16 protein-coding genes are annotated in these 20,089 nt (G+C 43.6%); 9 read left to right on the forward strand and 7 right to left on the reverse strand.

Features of this window, described 5'->3' with window-relative positions:
• Positions 1–175: 175 nt before the first annotated feature.
• The 3 genes from QL898_RS05135 to QL898_RS05145 form a co-directional block, all read right to left on the reverse strand.
• Positions 176–577 carry a biopolymer transporter ExbD gene (locus tag QL898_RS05135; protein ID WP_025651314.1) on the reverse strand — a complete coding sequence of 134 codons (402 nt, stop codon included), beginning with the start codon at positions 575–577 and terminating at the stop codon, positions 176–178.
• A 126-nt stretch (positions 578–703) separates the two neighbouring features.
• Positions 704–1,381: a MotA/TolQ/ExbB proton channel family protein gene (locus QL898_RS05140; RefSeq protein ID WP_290176028.1), complete on the reverse strand. Its 678-nt coding sequence runs from the start codon at positions 1,379–1,381 to the stop codon at positions 704–706.
• Positions 1,382–1,489: 108 nt separating this feature from the next.
• The gene (locus QL898_RS05145) at positions 1,490–2,449 is read right to left on the reverse strand and encodes an energy transducer TonB (RefSeq protein WP_290176029.1); all 960 of its coding nucleotides are present in this window, start codon (positions 2,447–2,449) and stop codon (positions 1,490–1,492) included.
• A 486-nt stretch (positions 2,450–2,935) separates the two neighbouring features.
• Here QL898_RS05145 and QL898_RS05150 point away from each other — a divergent pair, with 486 nt between their 5' ends.
• The 4 genes from QL898_RS05150 (at position 2,936) to QL898_RS05165 (ending at position 7,186) form a co-directional block, all read left to right on the forward strand.
• Entirely contained in the window at positions 2,936–3,988 is a 1,053-nt protein-coding gene (locus QL898_RS05150) for an ABC transporter substrate-binding protein (protein WP_290176030.1), read from the forward strand.
• 229 nt (positions 3,989–4,217) lie between these two features.
• The gene (locus tag QL898_RS05155; protein ID WP_290176064.1) at positions 4,218–5,156 is read left to right on the forward strand and encodes an iron chelate uptake ABC transporter family permease subunit; all 939 of its coding nucleotides are present in this window, start codon (positions 4,218–4,220) and stop codon (positions 5,154–5,156) included.
• 96 nt (positions 5,157–5,252) lie between these two features.
• Positions 5,253–6,338 (forward strand): iron chelate uptake ABC transporter family permease subunit, encoded by a 1,086-nt coding sequence (locus QL898_RS05160; protein WP_290176031.1) that lies wholly within the window; start codon positions 5,253–5,255, stop codon positions 6,336–6,338.
• 77 nt (positions 6,339–6,415) lie between these two features.
• The gene (locus tag QL898_RS05165; protein WP_290176032.1) at positions 6,416–7,186 is read left to right on the forward strand and encodes an ATP-binding cassette domain-containing protein; all 771 of its coding nucleotides are present in this window, start codon (positions 6,416–6,418) and stop codon (positions 7,184–7,186) included.
• A gap of 98 nt (positions 7,187–7,284) precedes the next feature.
• On the opposite strand, the gene QL898_RS05170 is transcribed toward QL898_RS05165, so the two are convergent.
• From QL898_RS05170 to QL898_RS05180, 3 genes are all read right to left on the reverse strand, one after another.
• Positions 7,285–8,616: a PepSY-associated TM helix domain-containing protein gene (locus tag QL898_RS05170; protein ID WP_290176033.1), complete on the reverse strand. Its 1,332-nt coding sequence runs from the start codon at positions 8,614–8,616 to the stop codon at positions 7,285–7,287.
• A gap of 163 nt (positions 8,617–8,779) precedes the next feature.
• On the reverse strand, positions 8,780–11,077 hold the full coding sequence (locus tag QL898_RS05175) for a FepA family TonB-dependent siderophore receptor (RefSeq protein WP_290176034.1): 2,298 nt from the start codon (positions 11,075–11,077) through the stop codon (positions 8,780–8,782).
• 892 nt (positions 11,078–11,969) lie between these two features.
• Positions 11,970–14,051, reverse strand: a complete 2,082-nt coding sequence (locus tag QL898_RS05180) for a TonB-dependent receptor (RefSeq protein ID WP_290176035.1) — start codon at positions 14,049–14,051, stop codon at positions 11,970–11,972.
• Positions 14,052–14,549: 498 nt separating this feature from the next.
• Between QL898_RS05180 and QL898_RS05185 the strand changes: the two genes are divergently transcribed.
• From QL898_RS05185 to QL898_RS05205, 5 genes are all read left to right on the forward strand, one after another.
• Positions 14,550–14,825, forward strand: coding sequence for a Trp family transcriptional regulator (locus QL898_RS05185; RefSeq protein WP_114700514.1), 276 nt, complete (start codon positions 14,550–14,552; stop codon positions 14,823–14,825).
• Positions 14,826–14,910: 85 nt separating this feature from the next.
• Positions 14,911–16,329 (forward strand): anthranilate synthase component I family protein, encoded by a 1,419-nt coding sequence (locus tag QL898_RS05190; protein WP_160022481.1) that lies wholly within the window; start codon positions 14,911–14,913, stop codon positions 16,327–16,329.
• A gap of 72 nt (positions 16,330–16,401) precedes the next feature.
• Entirely contained in the window at positions 16,402–17,049 is a 648-nt protein-coding gene (locus QL898_RS05195) for an aminodeoxychorismate/anthranilate synthase component II (protein WP_160022479.1), read from the forward strand.
• Positions 17,050–17,067: 18 nt separating this feature from the next.
• Complete coding sequence (locus QL898_RS05200; RefSeq protein WP_160022477.1) at positions 17,068–17,802, forward strand: lysozyme inhibitor LprI family protein; 735 nt, start codon at positions 17,068–17,070, stop codon at positions 17,800–17,802.
• 299 nt (positions 17,803–18,101) lie between these two features.
• On the forward strand, positions 18,102–19,055 hold the full coding sequence (locus QL898_RS05205; protein WP_160022475.1) for an EamA family transporter: 954 nt from the start codon (positions 18,102–18,104) through the stop codon (positions 19,053–19,055).
• Between the two features lie 112 nt (positions 19,056–19,167).
• On the opposite strand, the gene QL898_RS05210 is transcribed toward QL898_RS05205, so the two are convergent.
• Positions 19,168–19,911: an amino acid ABC transporter ATP-binding protein gene (locus QL898_RS05210; protein WP_160022473.1), complete on the reverse strand. Its 744-nt coding sequence runs from the start codon at positions 19,909–19,911 to the stop codon at positions 19,168–19,170.
• Positions 19,912–20,089 lie beyond the last annotated feature (178 nt).

Raw genomic sequence — 20,089 nt, forward strand, 5'->3', positions numbered from 1 at the left:
GGTTGGAGAAAATTTTATTATTTTAATTGTTTTTATTATAATGGTGCTAATTGTCTTGCTGGTTGGGCTATTGATTTATCTAGCCAGTTTTCTAATATAAAGTCAAAGCTACTAGCACTGACTCACAGTGCTTAAACTATTCAGTGCCTAAGTTCTTAAAGATTTAGCTACTAAACTACTCATTCACAAATGCGATTTTGGTCAGTCCAGCGTTACTTGCCGCTGCTAAGACTTGAGCGACCGTATCGTACTTGCCTTCTTTATCCGCACGTAACTGTACCGCTGGATTCTTACCAGTCGCGCCTTGCTGCTGCAAGCGTGTCTCTAACTCTTCCATGCTGATTGGATCGCTATCCCAGAATATCCCTGCATCTTTATCAATACTGACTTGGATCGCTTCTGGCGGCGTTTCATTGAGCGCGGCACTAGTCTCTGGTAAATCTAAAGGCACCGTCGGATTCAACACGGTCGCTGTCAATAAAAATATAATCATCAATACCAGCATGATATCGATAAGCGGAATGAGATTCATCTCATCCATGCTTCGTACGTCATCATCACCCAATTGAAATGCCATAGTTACTCTCAATGCTTTTAGTTATTTTCACACAGCCAAGCCGCTTTTTGACGGTTTGTCGACTTGTTGTTTTAGCCTTTATAGACTTAGCGCTTGCAGATTTAATGCTTGCAAAATAAACACTATCTATAGCTGCTTTGGCACAGAATTACTGTAGTTATTAGTATGCTGCGTCTCGCTCGTCGTTGAACGACTGCTTGTTGCAGCGTGTACTTGTGAGGCGCTCGCGGTTACCTTGGTAGTATCCACAAGACCCGTTGATTGCGCCAATAAATCATGCGCTCTGTCGTTAGCTTGATACATTATGCGGCGATTGATACGTACCGCAAGGTTGTAAAACACCACGGCTGGAATCGCTACTGCAATACCAAGACCTGTCATAATCAGTGCTTCACCGACTGGCCCTGCAACCTGCCCCAATCCTGCCTGACCACTCATACCGATGTTGTGCAAGGCATGGAAAATACCCCATACCGTACCAAACAAGCCGATGAACGGTGCAATCGCTGCTGTCGTACCAAGAATCGGCAGACCGCGCTCACTAGCAAAGCGATAGCGACCGATATGCTTGAGCAAAGTCTGCTCAGTCACCAAACGGCGTGTGGCAGCATCAGTACCAGCCAAATCAGACTGTCTGGCTTGTAATTGCTGACTTAAATCATCTGCTACATTGGTCGCCAGTTTGCGGCTTTGCAATACGCGGACGATACCTGTCACCCAAGAGAGAATAGATAACGCAAGCAACAAAAAGAACAACGTTTTTGTCACCATGTCGCTGATCTGCCAGTATTGCATAAAGTCCATGTCAGACTCCTTAATGTGTAATGCCATTACATGATACTGAGGTAAATATCATGTTTAGTTTTATAATGAAAGATTATCAATAAATACGTTGTTATAAAATGTGAGCTATCAAGGAACCGCGTAACTGATCGGTAGAGTTACATCACCTACCACGGGTACGCCATTCTTAGTAAAGGGTTTGAACTTGCCAGATCGCACTTGACGTCGGGCTTCTTTGTCTACTAGCGGATTACCTGATGATTGAGCAACTCGCACGTTATCGATACCGCCTTGCTTATTGACTCGTAATACCAAGACAACGTTGAGCGTATCACCAGAACGGGCTCTACGTGCAGCGCGCTCAGGAAAAATAAAGTTTGGTGCAGAGGCCCAGTTGGCTGAGCTAGCAGTGAAGCTTACAGGCTCATTACTCTGTGCTAAAGCAGCTGCTGCGTCTGCCTCAGCTCGTGCTTGTGCAGCGGCGGCCTCTGCGGCAGCCTTCGCTTGAGCGGCAGCTTTGGCATCAGCGACTCTTCTAGCTTCTTGCTCTGCCCTAGCTTGCGCCTCTTGCTCAGCTTTTCTGGCTTGGCGCTCTGATTCAGCTTGGGCAGCTGCTTGACGTTGTGCTTCAGCTGCTGAGTTATCAACCTTCGGTTTCGGTAGCGGCTCTTTTGGGGCTACTTTTTGACTGGTATCAGGACGCGGCTTTTCTGACGCTATAACAGGCGTCACTTTCGGCTCTATATTTTTTACAACAGGCTCTTTTGGTTTTACTGGTGTCTCTGTTGGTTGTCTAACCGGCTCTTTAGGCTTTGGTTCAGGTTGCGGCACTGGCTGAACTTGTACCTCAGGCTGTACTTCTTTTTTGGCTGTGACTGTTTGTTTTTCTACTTCAGTTGAGACCGTTTTTGCCGGTAATGACACAAACTTTATCTCAAGTGGTGACATCTCTTTTTTTGGCTCAGGTTTGAGTTCAGGCGTTTTTATTGCCACTAGTGCAATTGCGGCAAGCACATGGAGTCCTAAGACTGCAACAATAGCTAGCAATAACGACTTAAGTGGTGGCGCGTCTAAATCCGTTGAACTCATAACAGCCTAATGTTTATTACTCAGAGTAGAATGGCGTAGATAATAATGCAAACGATAATTATTATCAATAATAATTTACAATATTTTCGCTATTTAATACATCTTTGACACATGGCATTGCTTAATAGTTTTACCTATCTCAACGCTCATTTCTATGAACGTTAACTACTTCTAGATTTCATTACTATGAACCTTACCTTTTCATCAAATGATACGTTGCGTTTAATATAACAAGTACTGTTAATAAAAACCATTATCATTTATATTGATAATGAGTCTCAACTACTTTATTATAACCGCTGTGTTGTCTACCCATACTATTTTTATAAAAACTATTCGTATAAAAAGTTAGTAATTGGTACTAAGTAGACTATTTATTTTATGCTTTTTATCTCAAGCATCTTTCAGACTTAATATTTTTAGCGTCATTCATTTGCAATTATTTTAGACAATTGCTTAAACATTTTTTGATAGACCGAGTTCATTATGCCGACACCTTTATTATCTAGCAGATCTACCGCCTCTGTTTTCAAACGTCCATTACTGACTGCTGCCATGACAGCGTTATTAGCTACGGTAGTGGCAGGATGTAGCTCGCCTGAATCTAATGACTCTGAGCCAGCAGACGCCAAAACTGAAAACCCAACGGCTGATGAATCACAGAACGTTGCTAATAACGACGCTGTATCTGCTGAGAAAATCATGGTCAATACTGTAAAAGGTGATGTTGAGCTGGCTATGAACCCATCGCCACTTGTCGTCTATGACATGACGTTGATGCAAGACTTGGCCGCGCTAGATGTGGCGGTCGATGGTATGCCTGGTGGTCTATTACTAAAGAATCTACACTCAGAGACGCAACCTGATCCAAAATCGGTAGGTACTGTGTTTGAGCCAGATCTTGAAGCGTTGAATGCAATGCAGCCACAAGCTATTTTGGTCGGTTCACGCATGGCAGAAAAATACGACGAGCTGTCAAGTATCGCCCCAACGTTAGACATGAGTATTGATACAGCCAATATCTATGAGTCAAGCAAGCAGCGCATGCATGATCTAGGTGCGCTGTTTGGTAAAAGCGATCAAGCCGCTAAGCTACAACAGAACATCGATGGACTCATCACTGAGACCAAAAGTCTAACAAAAGAAAATAAAGGCTCTGGCCTAGTCGTGATGGTCAATGGCAATAAGATGTCAGCCTATGGTGACAAGTCTCGCTATGGTTTTATCCACACTGTGTTAGGTGTACCAATGGCGGATGACAAAATTGCCGATGCGCCTCATGGTCAGCCGATATCGTTTGAATATATCCAAAAAGCCAATCCAGATTGGTTATTTGTCATCGACCGTAGTGCTGCAATTGGTGAAGACGGTATTGGTGCCAAGGCTGTATTAGACAATCCACTGGTTGCCCAGAGCAATGCATGGAGCAAGCAGCAAGTGGTTTATTTGAGCCCAGATTCTTACTTAGCATTTGGCGGCTACTACCAGTGGATGCAGGATCTAACGACGATCAAAGATGCTTTTACTAACGCTAAATAACGTCGTTGCTTATACAAACAATTATTGCTCAAGTAGGTAATTATTACCGTTAACCCTGCTCATTTTTAAGCCAGTAGAGATTATGTCGTTATTTTCACACCGTACTCATGCTAGGCTCAAATCCAGTACTGCTCCATCAGCGTCAAGCTGGCAGAGCGGTACTGGCAATGCGTTACATCGACGTACTGTCATACCACCATGGTTCATCAATACAGCAAGCCTCATTCTTATGGGGCTTTTGGTGTTATTGAGCTTATCTATTGGTGTGGCCGACTTTTCGTGGTCAGGTATCTTGCAGAGTCTTCTGACTCAGAGTGCTAATTCTGATAGCTCGCTGCTATTGGTGAGCCGCATACCGCGTACCATCGCCATTATTTTGACGGGCATTGCAATGGCAGTGGCTGGGATGATTATCCAAGTAATATTAAAAAATCGCTTTGTAGAGCCATCTATGGTTGGTGCAACTCAGAGCGCTGCACTTGGTTTGCTGGTGGTCAGTCTGCTGTTCCCTGCCAGTGCGCTCATTGTCAAAATGGGCGTGGCAACCATCGCTGCTGTCTTTGGCATGATGCTATTTATGCTGCTCATTCACCGAATACCGCCCACTGATTTTTTGATGATTCCACTGATTGGCATTGTCTTTGGCGGCATTATTGAAGCAGTCACTACCTTCATCGCCTATCAAACCGAATCACTACAAATGCTGAGCGTGTGGCAGTTTGGTGATTTTTCGGGCGTATTGGCAGGGCGCTATGAGCTGTTGTGGCTGACGGGTGGACTGTGTGTGCTGGCTTATATTATTGCTGACAAGCTGACTATCGTCGGTTTGGGTGACAATATCGCCTTGAACTTGGGTATTAGTAAGCGTCAAGTCACTTGGATTGGCGTGGGTATGGTAGCCATGATGAGCGCTGTCGTGGTCGTGACTGCAGGCATGATTCCTTTTATTGGGCTGGTCGTGCCAAACATTGTGAGTCGCCTAATGGGAGATAAGTTACGTCGTAGCTTGCCAGCAGTTTCCCTACTTGGTGCTTCAGCCGTGCTGCTATGCGATATTATCGGGCGCTCTATTCGCTATCCATTTGAAGTGCCAGTCGCCACTATTTTTGGTGTGGTTGGTACAGTGTTATTTTTATGGCTGTTATTACGTGCACCAGCTGAGCAGTAGCACTATGTTCACTAACTGTGTATTAGTTTTCAACACTCGCTTACCGTCGTTCATTTTTTGCCTTATTAGATAAGCTTGGCACCATAGGATTTTTGTATGTTCTCATCAACTAAGCTTACTTCTACCAAGACTGATGCTACCAAAACCAGCACAGCGATAGATAACTCATCTTCAGCAGATGGTCAGTATTCAGCCGCTGCCCAAAGTCAGTTGGCAAAGCTTTGGACATGGATAGCTGCCCATCCAAAATCCATAGCAGCTATTATTCTACTTATCTCGATGACCTTGTTTATGACACTCAATGTCAATGGCTATTGGGACTTTGCGCTACCATTACGCGGCAAAAAACTGCTAGCACTGATGGTGGTTGGCTATGCGATTGGCGTGTCGACGTTGCTGTTTCAGACGTTGACTCACAATCCAATTCTAACGCCCTCCCTACTTGGGTTTGACTCACTCTATGTTCTGTTGCAGAGCTTACTGGTTTTCTTTTTAGGTGCGATTAGCTTTACCAGTCTCGATCCTATTGCCAAGTTCACGCTAGAGATTGTCCTGATGTTTGGGGCATCTTTATTATTGTTTAAGTTATTATTTTCTAAAAGCAGTCAGGATCTGACACGGCTAATATTGGTGGGCGTTATCTTTGGCGTGTTATTTCGCAGTTTATCAGCACTCATTGCACGGCTGATTAACCCTGATGATTTTGTGGTCGTACAGTCTGCCAGCTACGCGCAGTTCAATACGGTCAACCCTCAGCTACTAGGTATCAGCTTATTTATCTGTGCCATCACCGCGATATTTGTATGGCGCTGGCGTTATCAGTGCGATGTATTGATGCTTGGACAAGCACAAGCCGTCAATCTTGGTATCAACTATCAACGTCTGGCCTTTGGTCTATTAACTGTCATCGCTGTACTGGTTGCCACGGCTACTGCACTGGTCGGTCCAGTGACTTTCTTTGGTTTATTGGTTTGTGCATTGACCAATCGTATCGCTCGACATATGTATCACACCGAGCGGCTGATATTGGTCAGTTTGGTCGCTATGATTTGCTTAGTGCTGGGTCAAACACTCTTTGAGCAAGTGCTAGATATGGCAGGCGTATTGTCAGTGGTGATAGAGCTAGCGGGCGGATTGATGTTCTTAGCATTGATATTTATGTCTCAGCGTCGTTCTTTATGATTACTTAGCTAACATTGTTTATTTAGCTGATCCTGTTGATAGAGAAAACCCTAAGACTTTTTTAAATAAGACTGACTATGATTAAACTAAATAATATCTCTCACCATATTGGTAAACAACAAATTCTGCATGACATTACGTTGTCCCTCCCAACGGCGCAGGTGATTGCTTTGATTGGGCCTAATGGTGCTGGGAAGTCTACGTTGTTTTCTGTCATGGCCCGTTTGCAGCCGCTACAATCTGGGCAGGTGAGCTTCGCTGTAGATAATGAGGAACGTGATATTGTCAGCTGTCAGGCGCGGACACTGGCCAAAACGGTCGCGATGCTTGGGCAAGACAACCATGTGCAAGGGCGCCTACGCGTACATGAGCTACTGATGTTTGGTCGTTATCCTTATCATCAAGGGCAACCGACCGCTGACGATCAGCAAAAAGTACAGGAAATCCTCGAGCGCTTTGAGCTTGAGCCACTTGCCGAGCGTTTCTTGTCAACGCTATCGGGTGGACAGCGACAGCGCGTGCTGATCGCTATGATTGTCTGCCAGGATACGCCCTATCTATTGCTCGATGAGCCACTGAACAACCTAGATATGTATCATGCTGGTCGACTCATGCGTGAGCTACGCCAGCTGAGCCACAATCAGCAGAAAACCGTGGTCATCGTTCTGCATGATATCAATCAAGCAGCACAATTTGCCGATACAGTGGTTACGATGAAAGCAGGAGAAGTGACGGCTGTTGGTCGCCCTGCTGATGTTATTACTCAAGAGACGATGAAAGATTTATATAACGTCGATGTCACTGTCCTAAGTCATCAGGGTCGTCCAGTGATTGTCGATACGGTTTAGTGACTGGTTAGACTCAAGTACGCAATAAAAAACTCAATATAGTGCCAGTACATTGGTACTAGCACTATACTGAGCACATTAATTTTATGTCTTAATATCTATTTAAGCTTTTGCGCTGCTTTAAGTCGCTGCTGTCGACCTTTCCACCATAGATAAACGCCCGTAATGGACAACACTGTCACAGCCAAACCTACCAGTGCTAAAAATATTTGATACAGTAAGTGGCCGATGCCATGGCCAATATGACCCATATGTAAGGTCAATAACCAATTGTTAGTCTTACTGCCAAATGATGAGTTTTGATAGCCAAAGTTCACCTGTTCAACGCTACCTGTTTTTGCATTAACCGTGATGGATGATGCACCGCCTTTTTTACCAATGTCTTTATCTGTCTTAAAGCGCAGCTGCCATTGGCCCTCGTCCTCAATCCAACGTATGCCTAAAAACTCTCGTACTAGCATACCCTTGCTTTGGGCAGCGATGTTTGCCTGCTCACTTAAATAAGCAATGCTATTGGCTTTGTTGACCACATCAACAGCTTCGACATCGATAACTTCATTGCTTACAGCTTCAACTCTAGTCGCTGTTTCTGCATCAGACGCCTGCTCTGCTTTTTCTGATGGCTTTCTTGAGTTCTCCTGTCTTTCACCTCTTCCCTCAAGCCCTACGACAGCATGCATCACAGGTTGATAGACCTCTCTTAAATTAAAACCAACACTAGACCACGCGATGACAAACAGCATGATCCATAACCATAGCCCAAAAGCATGGTGTAGATCATAATTCAATTTAAACATATTACTTTTGGTACGAATTTTCCACGCTGGTAACCAGCGTTTCAAAAAGGAGGCGCGTTTTTTAGGCGAGGTTTGGTTCTGTGCTTTTTTCTTAATCGCTCTAGGAAATGTTAAGTAGAAGCCAATAAAGCAATTAATCGTCCACACGAGCGCGACAATCCCTAGTAGCAATTTTCCAATATCACCCAGTAATAAATCGCGATGTAACCAAAACACTTTCCACATGGTGTTGTGCCATGCCCACTCATCTCTATCACGAGTACCAATGATATCGCCAGTATAAGGATGGACATAAACTTGTTGAAACGGTGCTTTTGGTTGGTTTTGGGCGGCTTTGCCTCGTGCTCTATCTACCGAAAATACGGCTGACCTCTCTGCTGTTATCGAGGTTGGCATGCTAGAAAAAGCATATTGAGGGTACGCACTGATGACCTTGTCATGAAGCTCGGCAATAGGCAGATGTGATGCGTTTTGTTTCTCAACCTGAGCCAGTTTATGGTTGAAGACATCGTCTAGCTCGTCATGAAATGCCAATAATGTGCCAGTAATACCAGTGATAATTAAAAAAACTGCCATGGCGAGCCCCGTATAACGGTGAATCCAAAGACAGCTATAGCGAAAATTAAATGACATAAATAAATCTGCTGTTATATTGTGATAGTAAGTTATTGAATTATTAAAAATATTTACGGGGACATGGGCTTATTTTAAAAATGAAAACCTGCCCTAACAACGCAAAAGGTCTAAGCAAATAGCTCAGACCTTTTTCTAACTTAACAAACCCTGTGTCTACCTCCTAAAAATCAACGCTAACGTCGAACACATAAGTACGACCAGGTTCATTGAACGTACGTGCACCTGCGTTCGTAGCGGTACCCTCACGATAAACACCCTCATCAAACAAGTTTTTGATACCAGCTCCAACAGTAATCGCTTTTGTCAAATCATAGCGAGTGCTCACGTTGGCAATGGCATACGGTTCGCGATCAAGCAACGGGTCACCACTATCTTCTCCAGTCGTAACTGAAATCGTAGGGGCTTCAATCGTGCCGTAGTAGCTCACATCAAAGTCGGCATTCCAGCGAGGCGTAATATCCCAATCCACACCCGTGTTTACAGTGAACTTAGGAATGAGTGATAATGGCTCGCCATTGTCTTTTCGCTCTGAGCGGATGTTACTGGTGATATTGGTAGACCACGAAACCTTGTCAGTGACTGGTACTTGTACAAAACCTTCTAAACCTTCGACAATTGCTTCACCTTGATTGTCCCATTGAAAGATAGAACGATTTGTCGCTGTATCTACCGCCACACGATCCGTACCAGCGCCAATGCGGTTATCATAGGCATTATGGTAATAAGTCAAGCCTGCATTCAGTCCAGTACCATCATCATAAGTAAAGGTGATCTCTTTATTCCAAGATGTCTCATTTTCTAGGTCAGGGTTCCCTAATACGTGGCAACCTCTTTCATCAAGAGGTACCCAAGATGGACAACCATTGCCACCAGTATAGTAAATATAGTTTGGATCAAGCTGATATAATGAAGGGGCTTTAAACGCACGACTGACGCCGCCTTTCACTGACCAATCAGGACTAAAGTGCCAAGTAGTATTGATACTAGGCGACCAATTACTGCCAGCTTCACTATGATAGTCAAAACGTAAGCCTGGCGTGACATACCAATCAGGCGTGATCTCATAGTTATCTTCTAAATAAGCACCGACGAGGTAGGCATCTGAGGTCGGATCGCGCTTGTCAGGATCGGTCTCTACATCACCAAACTCAAAACCATCTTCAAATGTCATATCAGATACCACAGGGTTATCCAGCTTTTCACCGCGGAACTCTGCACCAGCAGTCAAGGTATGACGATCAAAGTAAATATCCCATTCTGATTTAGCATTCAGCGTATCGTAAGTCGCCTCTGTCCACTCAAACGCCTCTCCGTCGTCAGGTATGACAATCTGTCCTTCACCGCCACCCGCACTGCCTTCACCCAGACGCTCATTAACTGTCCGAGTATACTCTACAAAACTGTTACTACTAGCATCATCATACTCACCTCGGTGCGTGATCGCCGCGCCATAGCGTTGCATTTTACTCGTTGTTTCGCCGTCTAATTCGTCTATCAACGTTTCATTCACTGATTGGAACAACGAGTCACCCGCCCAGCGGTTTTCTTGACGGCTATAGTTCACTTCAAAACCGACAGTATTTATCGCATCCATCGCGTATTCAAATACTTGGCGCACGTCGATATTTTCGACACCTTCAGTACCTGCTGCTACTGAGTCATCTAGCGCTTCTGCTGCATTGATGTACGGGTCATCTGCTTCACTATCATGATATCCAAGGGTCGTACGAGAGGACAGTTTATCTGTCAAGGCACCTGCCATATTGATATTGGTACGCCAGCTACTGCCTTCTAGATCGCTCTCTGGTGCCTCATAGTGACCACTGATAGAAAACTCTGGCTCAGTCGGGCTCTTAGTAATGATATTTACCACACCGCCCATACTACCAGAGCCATAACGGGCTGCTGCTGGACCACGCAATACTTCGATGCTTTCGATAGCGCCTGGTGGTACCCACTGCGAGTCACCACGCGTGTCTTGCTCACTCCCACGACTAGGTCGTGAGGAATTGCGAGAAGTGACAGGACGGCCGTCGATTAAGATAAGTGTATTGTTTGGTCCCATACCACGCAAATCAATTTGACGTTGGTTACCACGCTGACCTGACGTTGATGAACCCGACAAATTCACACCTGGCATCTTACGTACAATTTCCGAGATATCATTAGAAACTGATGCTTTTTCGATGGCTTCTTCACTAATAATAGACAGCCCTGCCGCTTGTTCTAGCTCGTCCCTTGCTGCCCGCACCACAATTGTATCCAATGTGGCTGTAGGCACAGCTTCTTGCCCACTTGCTCCCTGTATCATATTGTCATCACCCTCGGCAGCAACGGCTGTACTACTAAGAATAGAAGTCACAGCGATACTTAGTAAAAGCTTACCAGTCACGACGCGTTGAAGTTTTTTTGGAGAAGTGATGACTGAGAAATCAGAGCAACCTGATTGGTTTGACATAAGTAATATTCCTTGAAGCGCACAATTTCGTTAATACCTGTTTATCTCATCGTCAGTGAATGGTTTTAGCCACTTTTTATGCAATGCTTCGGATGCATTCTCGGTGCAAGTACACATAAATAAACGTCTAAAATTGACATACGATTGTCGGATAGACGTGTCCGTAAATATATGTGTTATAAAAACATGACTAAAATATCGCCAAGCGGCTTAGCTATTGAGAGTAAACGAATAAGGGTATGTACTGAGTAGGGTTAAAAGTTTGATGACGCTGTAACTGTCATTAATTAGCCAATGAATTAAATATTTAGCGTAAAAAAGTCTCTATAAATAGAATAGAGCAAAGGGCCATTAACTGTTCTGTAATGAGCGAAACACACTTTAGCAAGTTAAATATAAGAATGCAAACATTAATGATAATTATTATCATTAATGTTTGCATTCTTATATTTGGTTTAGTTAACGGTTTAATTAATGCTTAATATCTTTATAGAAATGCCTGATAGTTTCAGTTGTATAATCGCTACCCTGTCAAATCTTGTCGATATTTCCAATATGATAATTCGGCCAGTCAGAAACATTATGCGTTAAATCCAGAATTTCGACGTTTACTTACTCTATGCCCGTATTCACTCACAATTATTTCCTGATAATTTGAGAGATATAAATGAGCTTCGATGATAGCTCGCTGTTGTTTAGAGTATTGGCGTATTGCTCGCATACGATTTAACTCATATGCTATTTATACGGTAGCCTCACCTTCTACCAAACGAGCAACTTAACATCTACTCTTCGATAAATCGCACTCTCAAAAATCTCGCAAAAAAAGCCAGCTCCCGTGTAAGACAGCTGACTTTATAAGTACGATTAGATTTAAATTCGATAAGCTAGATTAGAACTGATAAGTTAAAGACGTTTTGATATTACGTCCCATGTCGAAATCAGTAGCAGCATCACTGGTTGAGCTTAATCGAGATGAGTGGTTAGCATAAGTTTCATCAAAGATATTGTATACACCTAAAGTCGCTTTAATACCTTCGATCTGAGTTGGCGTATAAGTCATAAAAATATCGTGAACATCGTAGCTTGGCTTAGTATCTTGATTATTATCTGTAATTGATGACACATAAGTACTGCGCCAACCTAGATCAACGATATCAGTTGGTGCATAATTTAAGTTTACCATGTAACGATCACCCGAGTCCGCACTACCGCCGCTGACTGATGGAATACTATCGCCTGTCTTATCACCTTCGCTACGAGCACGCGAATAACTTAGCCCCATACCAAAGTCACGAGTCGTATAATTGGCTGCTAGTTCGACCCCTTTGATTTCGTAGTCTTCATCGCTGTTAATTGTACCTTGGCAGTCTTGTAGGTTACCTTCAGAGCCACGTTCACCAGTAGTACAGTTTAGACCATATCGACCTTCTCGATTCCCTGTTCTAATAAATTGCTGATAGTTTTCAATATCAGTTACGAAATACTTACCACTCAATTGCAGAGCATCATCAGCAAGCGTTAAACCACGCAATGTCGTCGCAATACCAACCTCAGCGTTAGAACCTTCTTCCGCTTTTAGATTTTTATTGGCATAAGTCTCTGCTCCGTCATCATTAAAAACAGTTTGGCTTAAGTCTGGACCGTTAAATAACTGAGTATAGCTCGCGAATATTTGGGTACGCGGGGCAATCTCATAACTGGCAGCCAGTGCACCGACGACGTTGTCATACGTTTTGCCACCAGAGACAAACTCTGGAGATTCGTAGCGATCATAGCGCACACCTGGCGTTAAGGACAGTTTACCCATTTGCCATTGGTCTTCTAAATATACAGAAGTATTGGTTGCCTCATCACTGCCTGCCGCAGCGCCGTCACGAATCATTTCTGATTCTTTCTTGTAATGCTCAACCCCAGCGATTAACTTATGAACCCCTGGTACACCATTGATGATACTGCTATCGATGATACTAGTGTTTTGTACTTTACCGCCTGTAGTCTTTACTTGAGCATCAAAGTCAAAATTACCCACATTGTCAGAATCACGTAATATTTGTGTCTCTGTTTGATAGATGGTGGTATCAACATCTATCAGCTGATTTACAGGATTATAAGTATGATCGAGTGTATAAGTATCTCTGCTTATGTTTTGCGGTATTCGCTCATCGGACAGGCTAGGAAAGTCTGGGCGGAATGGAAAAATACCATCTTTTTCAGTACGACTAAAGCTTGCGCCAATGCGATGAGCATCAGCAATATTAGCACCTGCTTTCAATAGAATATTTTCGCTTTCGCTATCTTCGAAAAGCTCACGACCTTTACCATCTTCACCCGAACTAGTATCACGCTTACCATAGTAAGCAAGTAGATCAATATTATCAGTTGGGGCAGCGAATACTGTAGCTGAAGTCAATAGTTCGTCATTATTACTACCATAACCCACATTGACTTTAGCACCGATTTTTTGGTTAGGTTTAAGCAAATCTGCCGCGTCGACTGTCTCAAAAGCAACCGCACCGCCAAGAGCATCATTACCTAGCGTCACCGAGTTATTACCAACAGCGACTTCTGCTTGTTTTAGCAGATCTGGATCAATAGTGACATCACCCATATGGTAGAACAACGCGCCTTCTTGACGTGCGCCATCAATCGTTACTTTTAGGTTGGTATCATCAAGACCACGTACACGAATACGTTGGTTGACCGATGAGGTACCGCCCACGCTTACCCCTGGCACAACGTCCAGAAAATCGCTCAAATGGCTGGCTTGTGCAGCTGGGGTGTAGTCATCTATGTAGACAGAGTCTTCTTGTACAGCGTCACGTACTGAGCTATTTGCTGTTACAGTGATAGTCTGCAATGTTGTGTTTGGCATATCTGCTGCCGTTGCGGCACTGGCAGCTTGCGTCCACAATACAGCGGCGACACCGATAGACAATACTGTCAATTGACTAGATAACTTTACTTCGCGCATAACACATTTACTCACTTTGTTTACTGTCAGAAATTAGAATTTTTAGAATTATTTTTGAGGGCTATCGTCAAACAACCTTTAAAATAGTGCCCACCAGAAGATTAAATACATTAAAACACTTAACTCATCGTGCGAATAACATGATTAATGTTAATGATAATAATTAGCGTTTAAATAATGAGAGGCATAATAACTAAGTATTAACAATTTGGCAATAATTAATATTATACATTCTCAATTCTAGTGCTTAGTATGCCAAGGAAACACAGCAACGCTTGGTACCAACTATAAATATGCTATCAAATATGACAATGACTACGAGTTGAATCTGTATAAACAAGGCTTAAAAATCATCACTTCTACAGCAGCCTGCTATTAACTCAACTTATCACTTGTATTTCTTGTACTACTGTACTAGAATACTGAAACAAGATGGTTCTCAGCGAAAAATCGCTCAACAAGCGACCTATCTATTTTCTTTGGCTAAGATGACCTATTATGACTACCGATCCTTATCAGAGCTTAGTGAAACATTTGACCAACTGTACTGATAGCGCAGATATCGAAAAGCTGCTCAGTGCCTTGCTGACCGATAAAGAACAGCATGACATCGCCAATCGTATTCGCATTTTTGACTTGCTAGATCGTGGCATCACTCAGCGTGATATCTCTGAGCAATTAGGTGTTGGTATCGCCACTGTCTCTCGCGGTGCCAAGGCCAAGCAAAGCCATGATGTCAGCGCGTTACTAGCCACACATAGAGACTGCTCTTAACCCTTTGAACGTTACTATCTAGCTTTTTACTGACAACTCTCACACTTATTAATCAACACATATTTGAACCATTTCGGACTTTGTTATGACCTCTAGTACTCGCACACAGACCAAACCTGCTCCTATCGATATCCCGAGCAAACCACAACGTATCAAACTGACGCAAGATATCGATTTTTTTGCATTATTCAAACGTATCGAAAGCGCGTTTGATACCTGCTATTTGCTCGAATCATTGGGCGAAGACAGCCATATCTCGCGCCATCATGCGATCGGCTTTGACCCTGTGACGACTATCGCCGCATTAGATCGCAAAACGCTTGCGATTACCGATAATAAAACTGCTGAGGTAAGTCATTATCAAACCGACAATCCTTATCAGCTATTGCGTGATATAACACCGCAGCATGTCATCGCTCGCGATCAAAGCGGTGGTCTGGTCGGGTATTTGGGTTATGACTGCGTGAACTTCTTTGAACCTAGCCTCAATACAAAAGCCAGCGAAGACTTTGAACCCTTTAAATTTGGCGTGTATCTAGATGGATTGACCCTAGATAAGATGACTGGGGAGATTTTCTACTTTTATTACCCAACTGCTCAACAAGAAAACCGTATCGAGCAAATCAAAGCCCTACTCGATGAGCCAACGCCTAGCTATGAAGCGCCTAAAGTTGAATTTTTAGGTGATGGTATGAGCCAAGAAGAGCATGCCAATGTCGTCATGCAAGTCAAAGAAGACATCATCGCTGGGCGTATTTTTCAGTGTGAAGTAGGCTTTAAATCTAAATATCGTATTGCCGGTGACAAAATGCCGATTTATGAAAAGTTGCGTGCCGTCAATCCATCGCCGCATATGTATTTTATGAAATTTGCGCAACAGTGCATCATTGGTGCCTCGCCTGAGCTGCTATTCCGCTTGCGTCAAGGTGAAATGGAAACCTATCCGCTCGCAGGAACGGCTAAACGCGGCGCCGATGTAATAGAGGACCGTAAGCTTGCCCGCGCCTTACTCAACGATGACAAAGAAATTGCCGAGCACAATATGCTGGTCGATTTGCATCGCAATGATATTGGCCGTGTGGCACGTTTTGGTACAGTAAAAGTACGTAGCCTGATGGATATCAAGCGCTTCTCTCACGTGCAGCATATTTCTTCTGAAATCGTTGGTATCCTGCATCCTAACGAAGATATGTTTAGTGCGCTTGCCAGCAACTTCCCTGCTGGTACGCTATCAGGCGCACCTAAAGTAGAAGCCATTAAAGTCATTAATGAGCTAGAGCCAGATGGTCGCGGTGCTTATGGCGGTGCATTAGGCTCGTTCAATTTCAATGGTGATTGTATCTTTGCCATTCCTATTCGCAGTCTGTTTATCAATGGCGAGTCTGCCTACGCCCAAACTTGTGGCGGTAACGTTTACGACTCAAACCCAGCTGATGAGTACTTAGAGATTCAGCGTAAACTGTCGGCGATGAAAGTCGTGTTAGATAGCTTTATGCAATCATAATTGCTACTAGAAGTACTGCATAAATTGACCATATTTTACCTAGCACTATTTTTACAAAAGAGTTTATAACCCATGAATGTTTTAATTATTGATAACTACGACTCGTTTACCTTTAATCTCTACCAATACGTGGGTGAGATTTTACAAACCTTAGACAGTGATAAAGAGGCCAGCGTCATCGTTAAACGCAATAACGAAATCACCCTAGCAGATGTGCAAGCGATGAATCTTGATAGAATTATCATTTCACCTGGCCCTGGCTCCCCTGACGATCCCGCGTACTTTGGTATCTGTAGCGAGGTCATTGAAACACTAGGCAAAACTGTGCCGCTATTAGGCGTTTGCTTGGGTATGCAAGGCATTGCGCATGTGTTCGGTGGTGATGTGGTACGTGCCAGTGTGCCGATGCATGGCAAAATCTCATCGATTCGTCATGATGGTAAGGGCATTTATCAGGGCTTGCCGCAAGAGCTTGAAATCATGCGCTATCATTCACTGGTGGTAAAAGCCGATACGATCCCAAGCTGCCTGACGATCACCTCAGTCGTCGCCAATGACGAGCGAGCGACATTAAGCTTTGATGAGTCTGCGCTGACGGGCGATGAGATTATGGGACTGGCGCACAAAGACTATCCGATTCAAGGCGTACAATTTCACCCTGAATCTTTTGCCACTGAAGGCGCTAAGCGGTTGCTGAGTAACTTCTTGCTACAGGTATAAACCTATATGTCCGTCTCCATGTCTGCCTCAAGCCTAAATACTTCCAGCTTACTCAGACATACTGCGTTGCTCTCAAGCTTAATGCTAATGACCTCTGTCAGCTCGGCTGTAGCACCTGTACAGGCAAACTTTTCAATGGGCATGGACATCCAAGGTCAACGTCTTAACCTTTATGAGAGCTGTGCAGAAGGAAGCGTCACTTGCAACAATATGCTGCTAGTCGCTCCCGATTTAGAACGGCTATTACAGACAACACCAGAACCTAGTAAGTCGCCCTATGCTATCAAATACTACTCTGCGCAAACCAAGCATAGCTTATGTAAAGATGGCGTGACCCCGTGTCGATTTCAGGGTTATACTTTTGAAGGCGAAGATTTTGACGGGTTTATAGATACCTCGAACCATGAGATATCTATAAGAAGTAAATGGACAGTCGATACCTATAGTGCCACCTACAAAGAAAACGAGACTTATCTGCCATTAGCATCACAAGCTGCTCTGATTGATCAGATATATAACACGTCTGATAAAGCATTAAATGAAAGCTACAGAGTAATGCGAAATGAAGTCAGACGCCTGTACGGTGAAGATATGACGGCTGATCTTAAAAAAGAGCAGACTCAGTGGATAAAACAGCGCTCAAAAAATTGCGGAGCCGATACGGATCATCTGCCGAGAACCCAAGTGGAAAAAGTGTGCTTTATTCAGCAAAACACTCTCCGAGAACAAACATTCTTTTTATGGATTGATTAACAGAGACTATAGAAATAAAAAAGTGATGCGAACACAAATATGATATGAGCCAATTATTCGATATTGTTTAGGTTATTTAGCAAACGCTAGCCATTTTTTAGCCATTTGAATAACTATTGATTGAGTTTGGCACACGACCTAGTAGCCACTTATTATCTTTTAGTGATAGACTCAAAAGAATAAACAAAAGACAGCCTTTAATCAGGTTGTCTTTTCTTATTTCAGTATTGCTTGGAGAGATTGTATTAATAGCAATCTTACAACATCTTGTGTCACTTAGATCGTAAGAAGAAAACAGTATGGCAAACATCGACAACGGAATGACGACCCATTCGCATCAATCATGGCTAGGCACCATTCAAATCATCACGGCTGCTATCTGCTGGGGTACGTTGGGTATATTCTCGACTTACCTAAACCAAATTGGATTTAGTGGTTGGCAAGTAACCATATTACGAATTGTCACGGCGGCCTTTATCATTTTAGCCATGCTACCAACACTGTGGCCACACCTTATCAAATTACAGCCAAAACAGTGGCTTGGTTTGGCGATGCAGTCGTTGATAGGTGTCCTTGGTATGTCGGTCTGCTATTTTTTTGCGGTAAGCTACGTTGGTGCCGGCCCTGCCGTTGCCTTACTCTATACCGCACCCGTATTTAGCTTATTGTTCTCAAAATTCTTACTGAGTGAGTCCATTACTCGCAAATCAGTGTTACTGGCATTGATGGCGGTGTTTGGCGTAGGCTTAACCATGTTAGGTGAGCAAGCAAAAGTTAACTGGGGGATTTTACTCGGTCTATCAGCAGGGATGTGTTATTCGTTATATGGCGTATTGGGCAAGCGCGCCATGCATTACGCTCACCCTGCCCCTTTGGTATTTTTTACCTCTATTATCATTAGTGCTGGCGTACTACTGCTCTTGCCTGAGACCTATAACACTTATGAGCAGCTATTAGATCTGCCCTTAATGACTTGGGGCTATGTTTTGGGATTGTCACTGCTGGGAACCGTCGTGCCATTTGGGCTATATATGAAAGCATTGGAAAAGCTGCCCGCCACTCGTGCATCGGTATTTACGATTTTTGAGCCATTGACTGCGATTGCGCTCGCGATGCTATTACTGCATCAATCTTTGTCTTGGATTCAGTATTTGGGCGTGGCACTTATCTTGCTAGCAGCTTTATTAAATGCTGTGTTAAATGGTACCGCCACTCGCGTACCTCGCTGGTTAAAACAACGACAAAGGGCATAGTTTACTGTCTGTCCATTTGAGATACGTCCCATTTATTTCGATAAGAAAAGCCCCAACCATAGCATCATGATTGGGGTTTCTTTTTTTATTACTTACGCACAAACAAACGTTTTTACTGCTCAATACGTTGTAAAAATGCCTGCGTACGAGGGTGTTTTGAGTCTTCAAATAGCTGCTTAGCACTGCCTTCTTCGACCACATGACCGTCTTCGATCAGTACAACATGATCGGCAACGTCACGAGCAAAGTTGATTTCGTGAGTCACTACGACCATCGTCCAACCTTCAGAGGCGAGCTGCTTCATCGTCTCAAGCACATCCTGTACCAGCTCTGGGTCAAGTGCAGAGGTTGGCTCATCAAACAGTAACAGCGACGGCTCAATAGCAAGTGCACGGGCAATACCAATACGCTGCTGCTGACCACCAGATAGCTGGAATGGATAGAGATCCGCTTTGTCCGACAGTCCAACTTTCTCTAGTAATACCAGTGCCTGCTCACGGGCTTGTACTTTGCTCTGCCCTTGTACCACTGTAGGCCCAAGCATCAAGTTTTCAATGGCTGTCTTATGTGGAAACAAGTTATAAGACTGAAACACCATACCTGACTTACGCTGTAAAGCTAGTAGCGTTTTTTTGCTTGGTTTAGTGGCAAAGTCGACGCTCAAGCTATCGTCATCAAAAGCAATCACACCTTGATCAGGAATCTCTAGCGCATTTAAACAACGCAAAAAGGTGGTTTTACCCGATCCTGAAGGTCCTAATATTACGACCACTTTGCCTTTATTGATGGTCAAGTCGATGCCTTTTAGCACCTGATTGCCACCGAAGGCTTTATGAATATTAGTGACTTTGATCATAAAAATTCCTGTTGGGCTAGGGCGTGTCATCAATTAGCCTATTCAATCATTTAGCGGTCTTAAAATGGCTAAATCTTGTCAAATATCGTCAAAAATATTATGAATATACCTATATTCTCTGCAATTTTTTCCTCATTTGACTACTATTTATCTCATTTTAAGCCTAGCTATCTAAATG

It is taken from the genome of Psychrobacter sp. APC 3279, from assembly GCF_030407795.1.
Lineage (GTDB): Bacteria > Pseudomonadota > Gammaproteobacteria > Pseudomonadales > Moraxellaceae > Psychrobacter.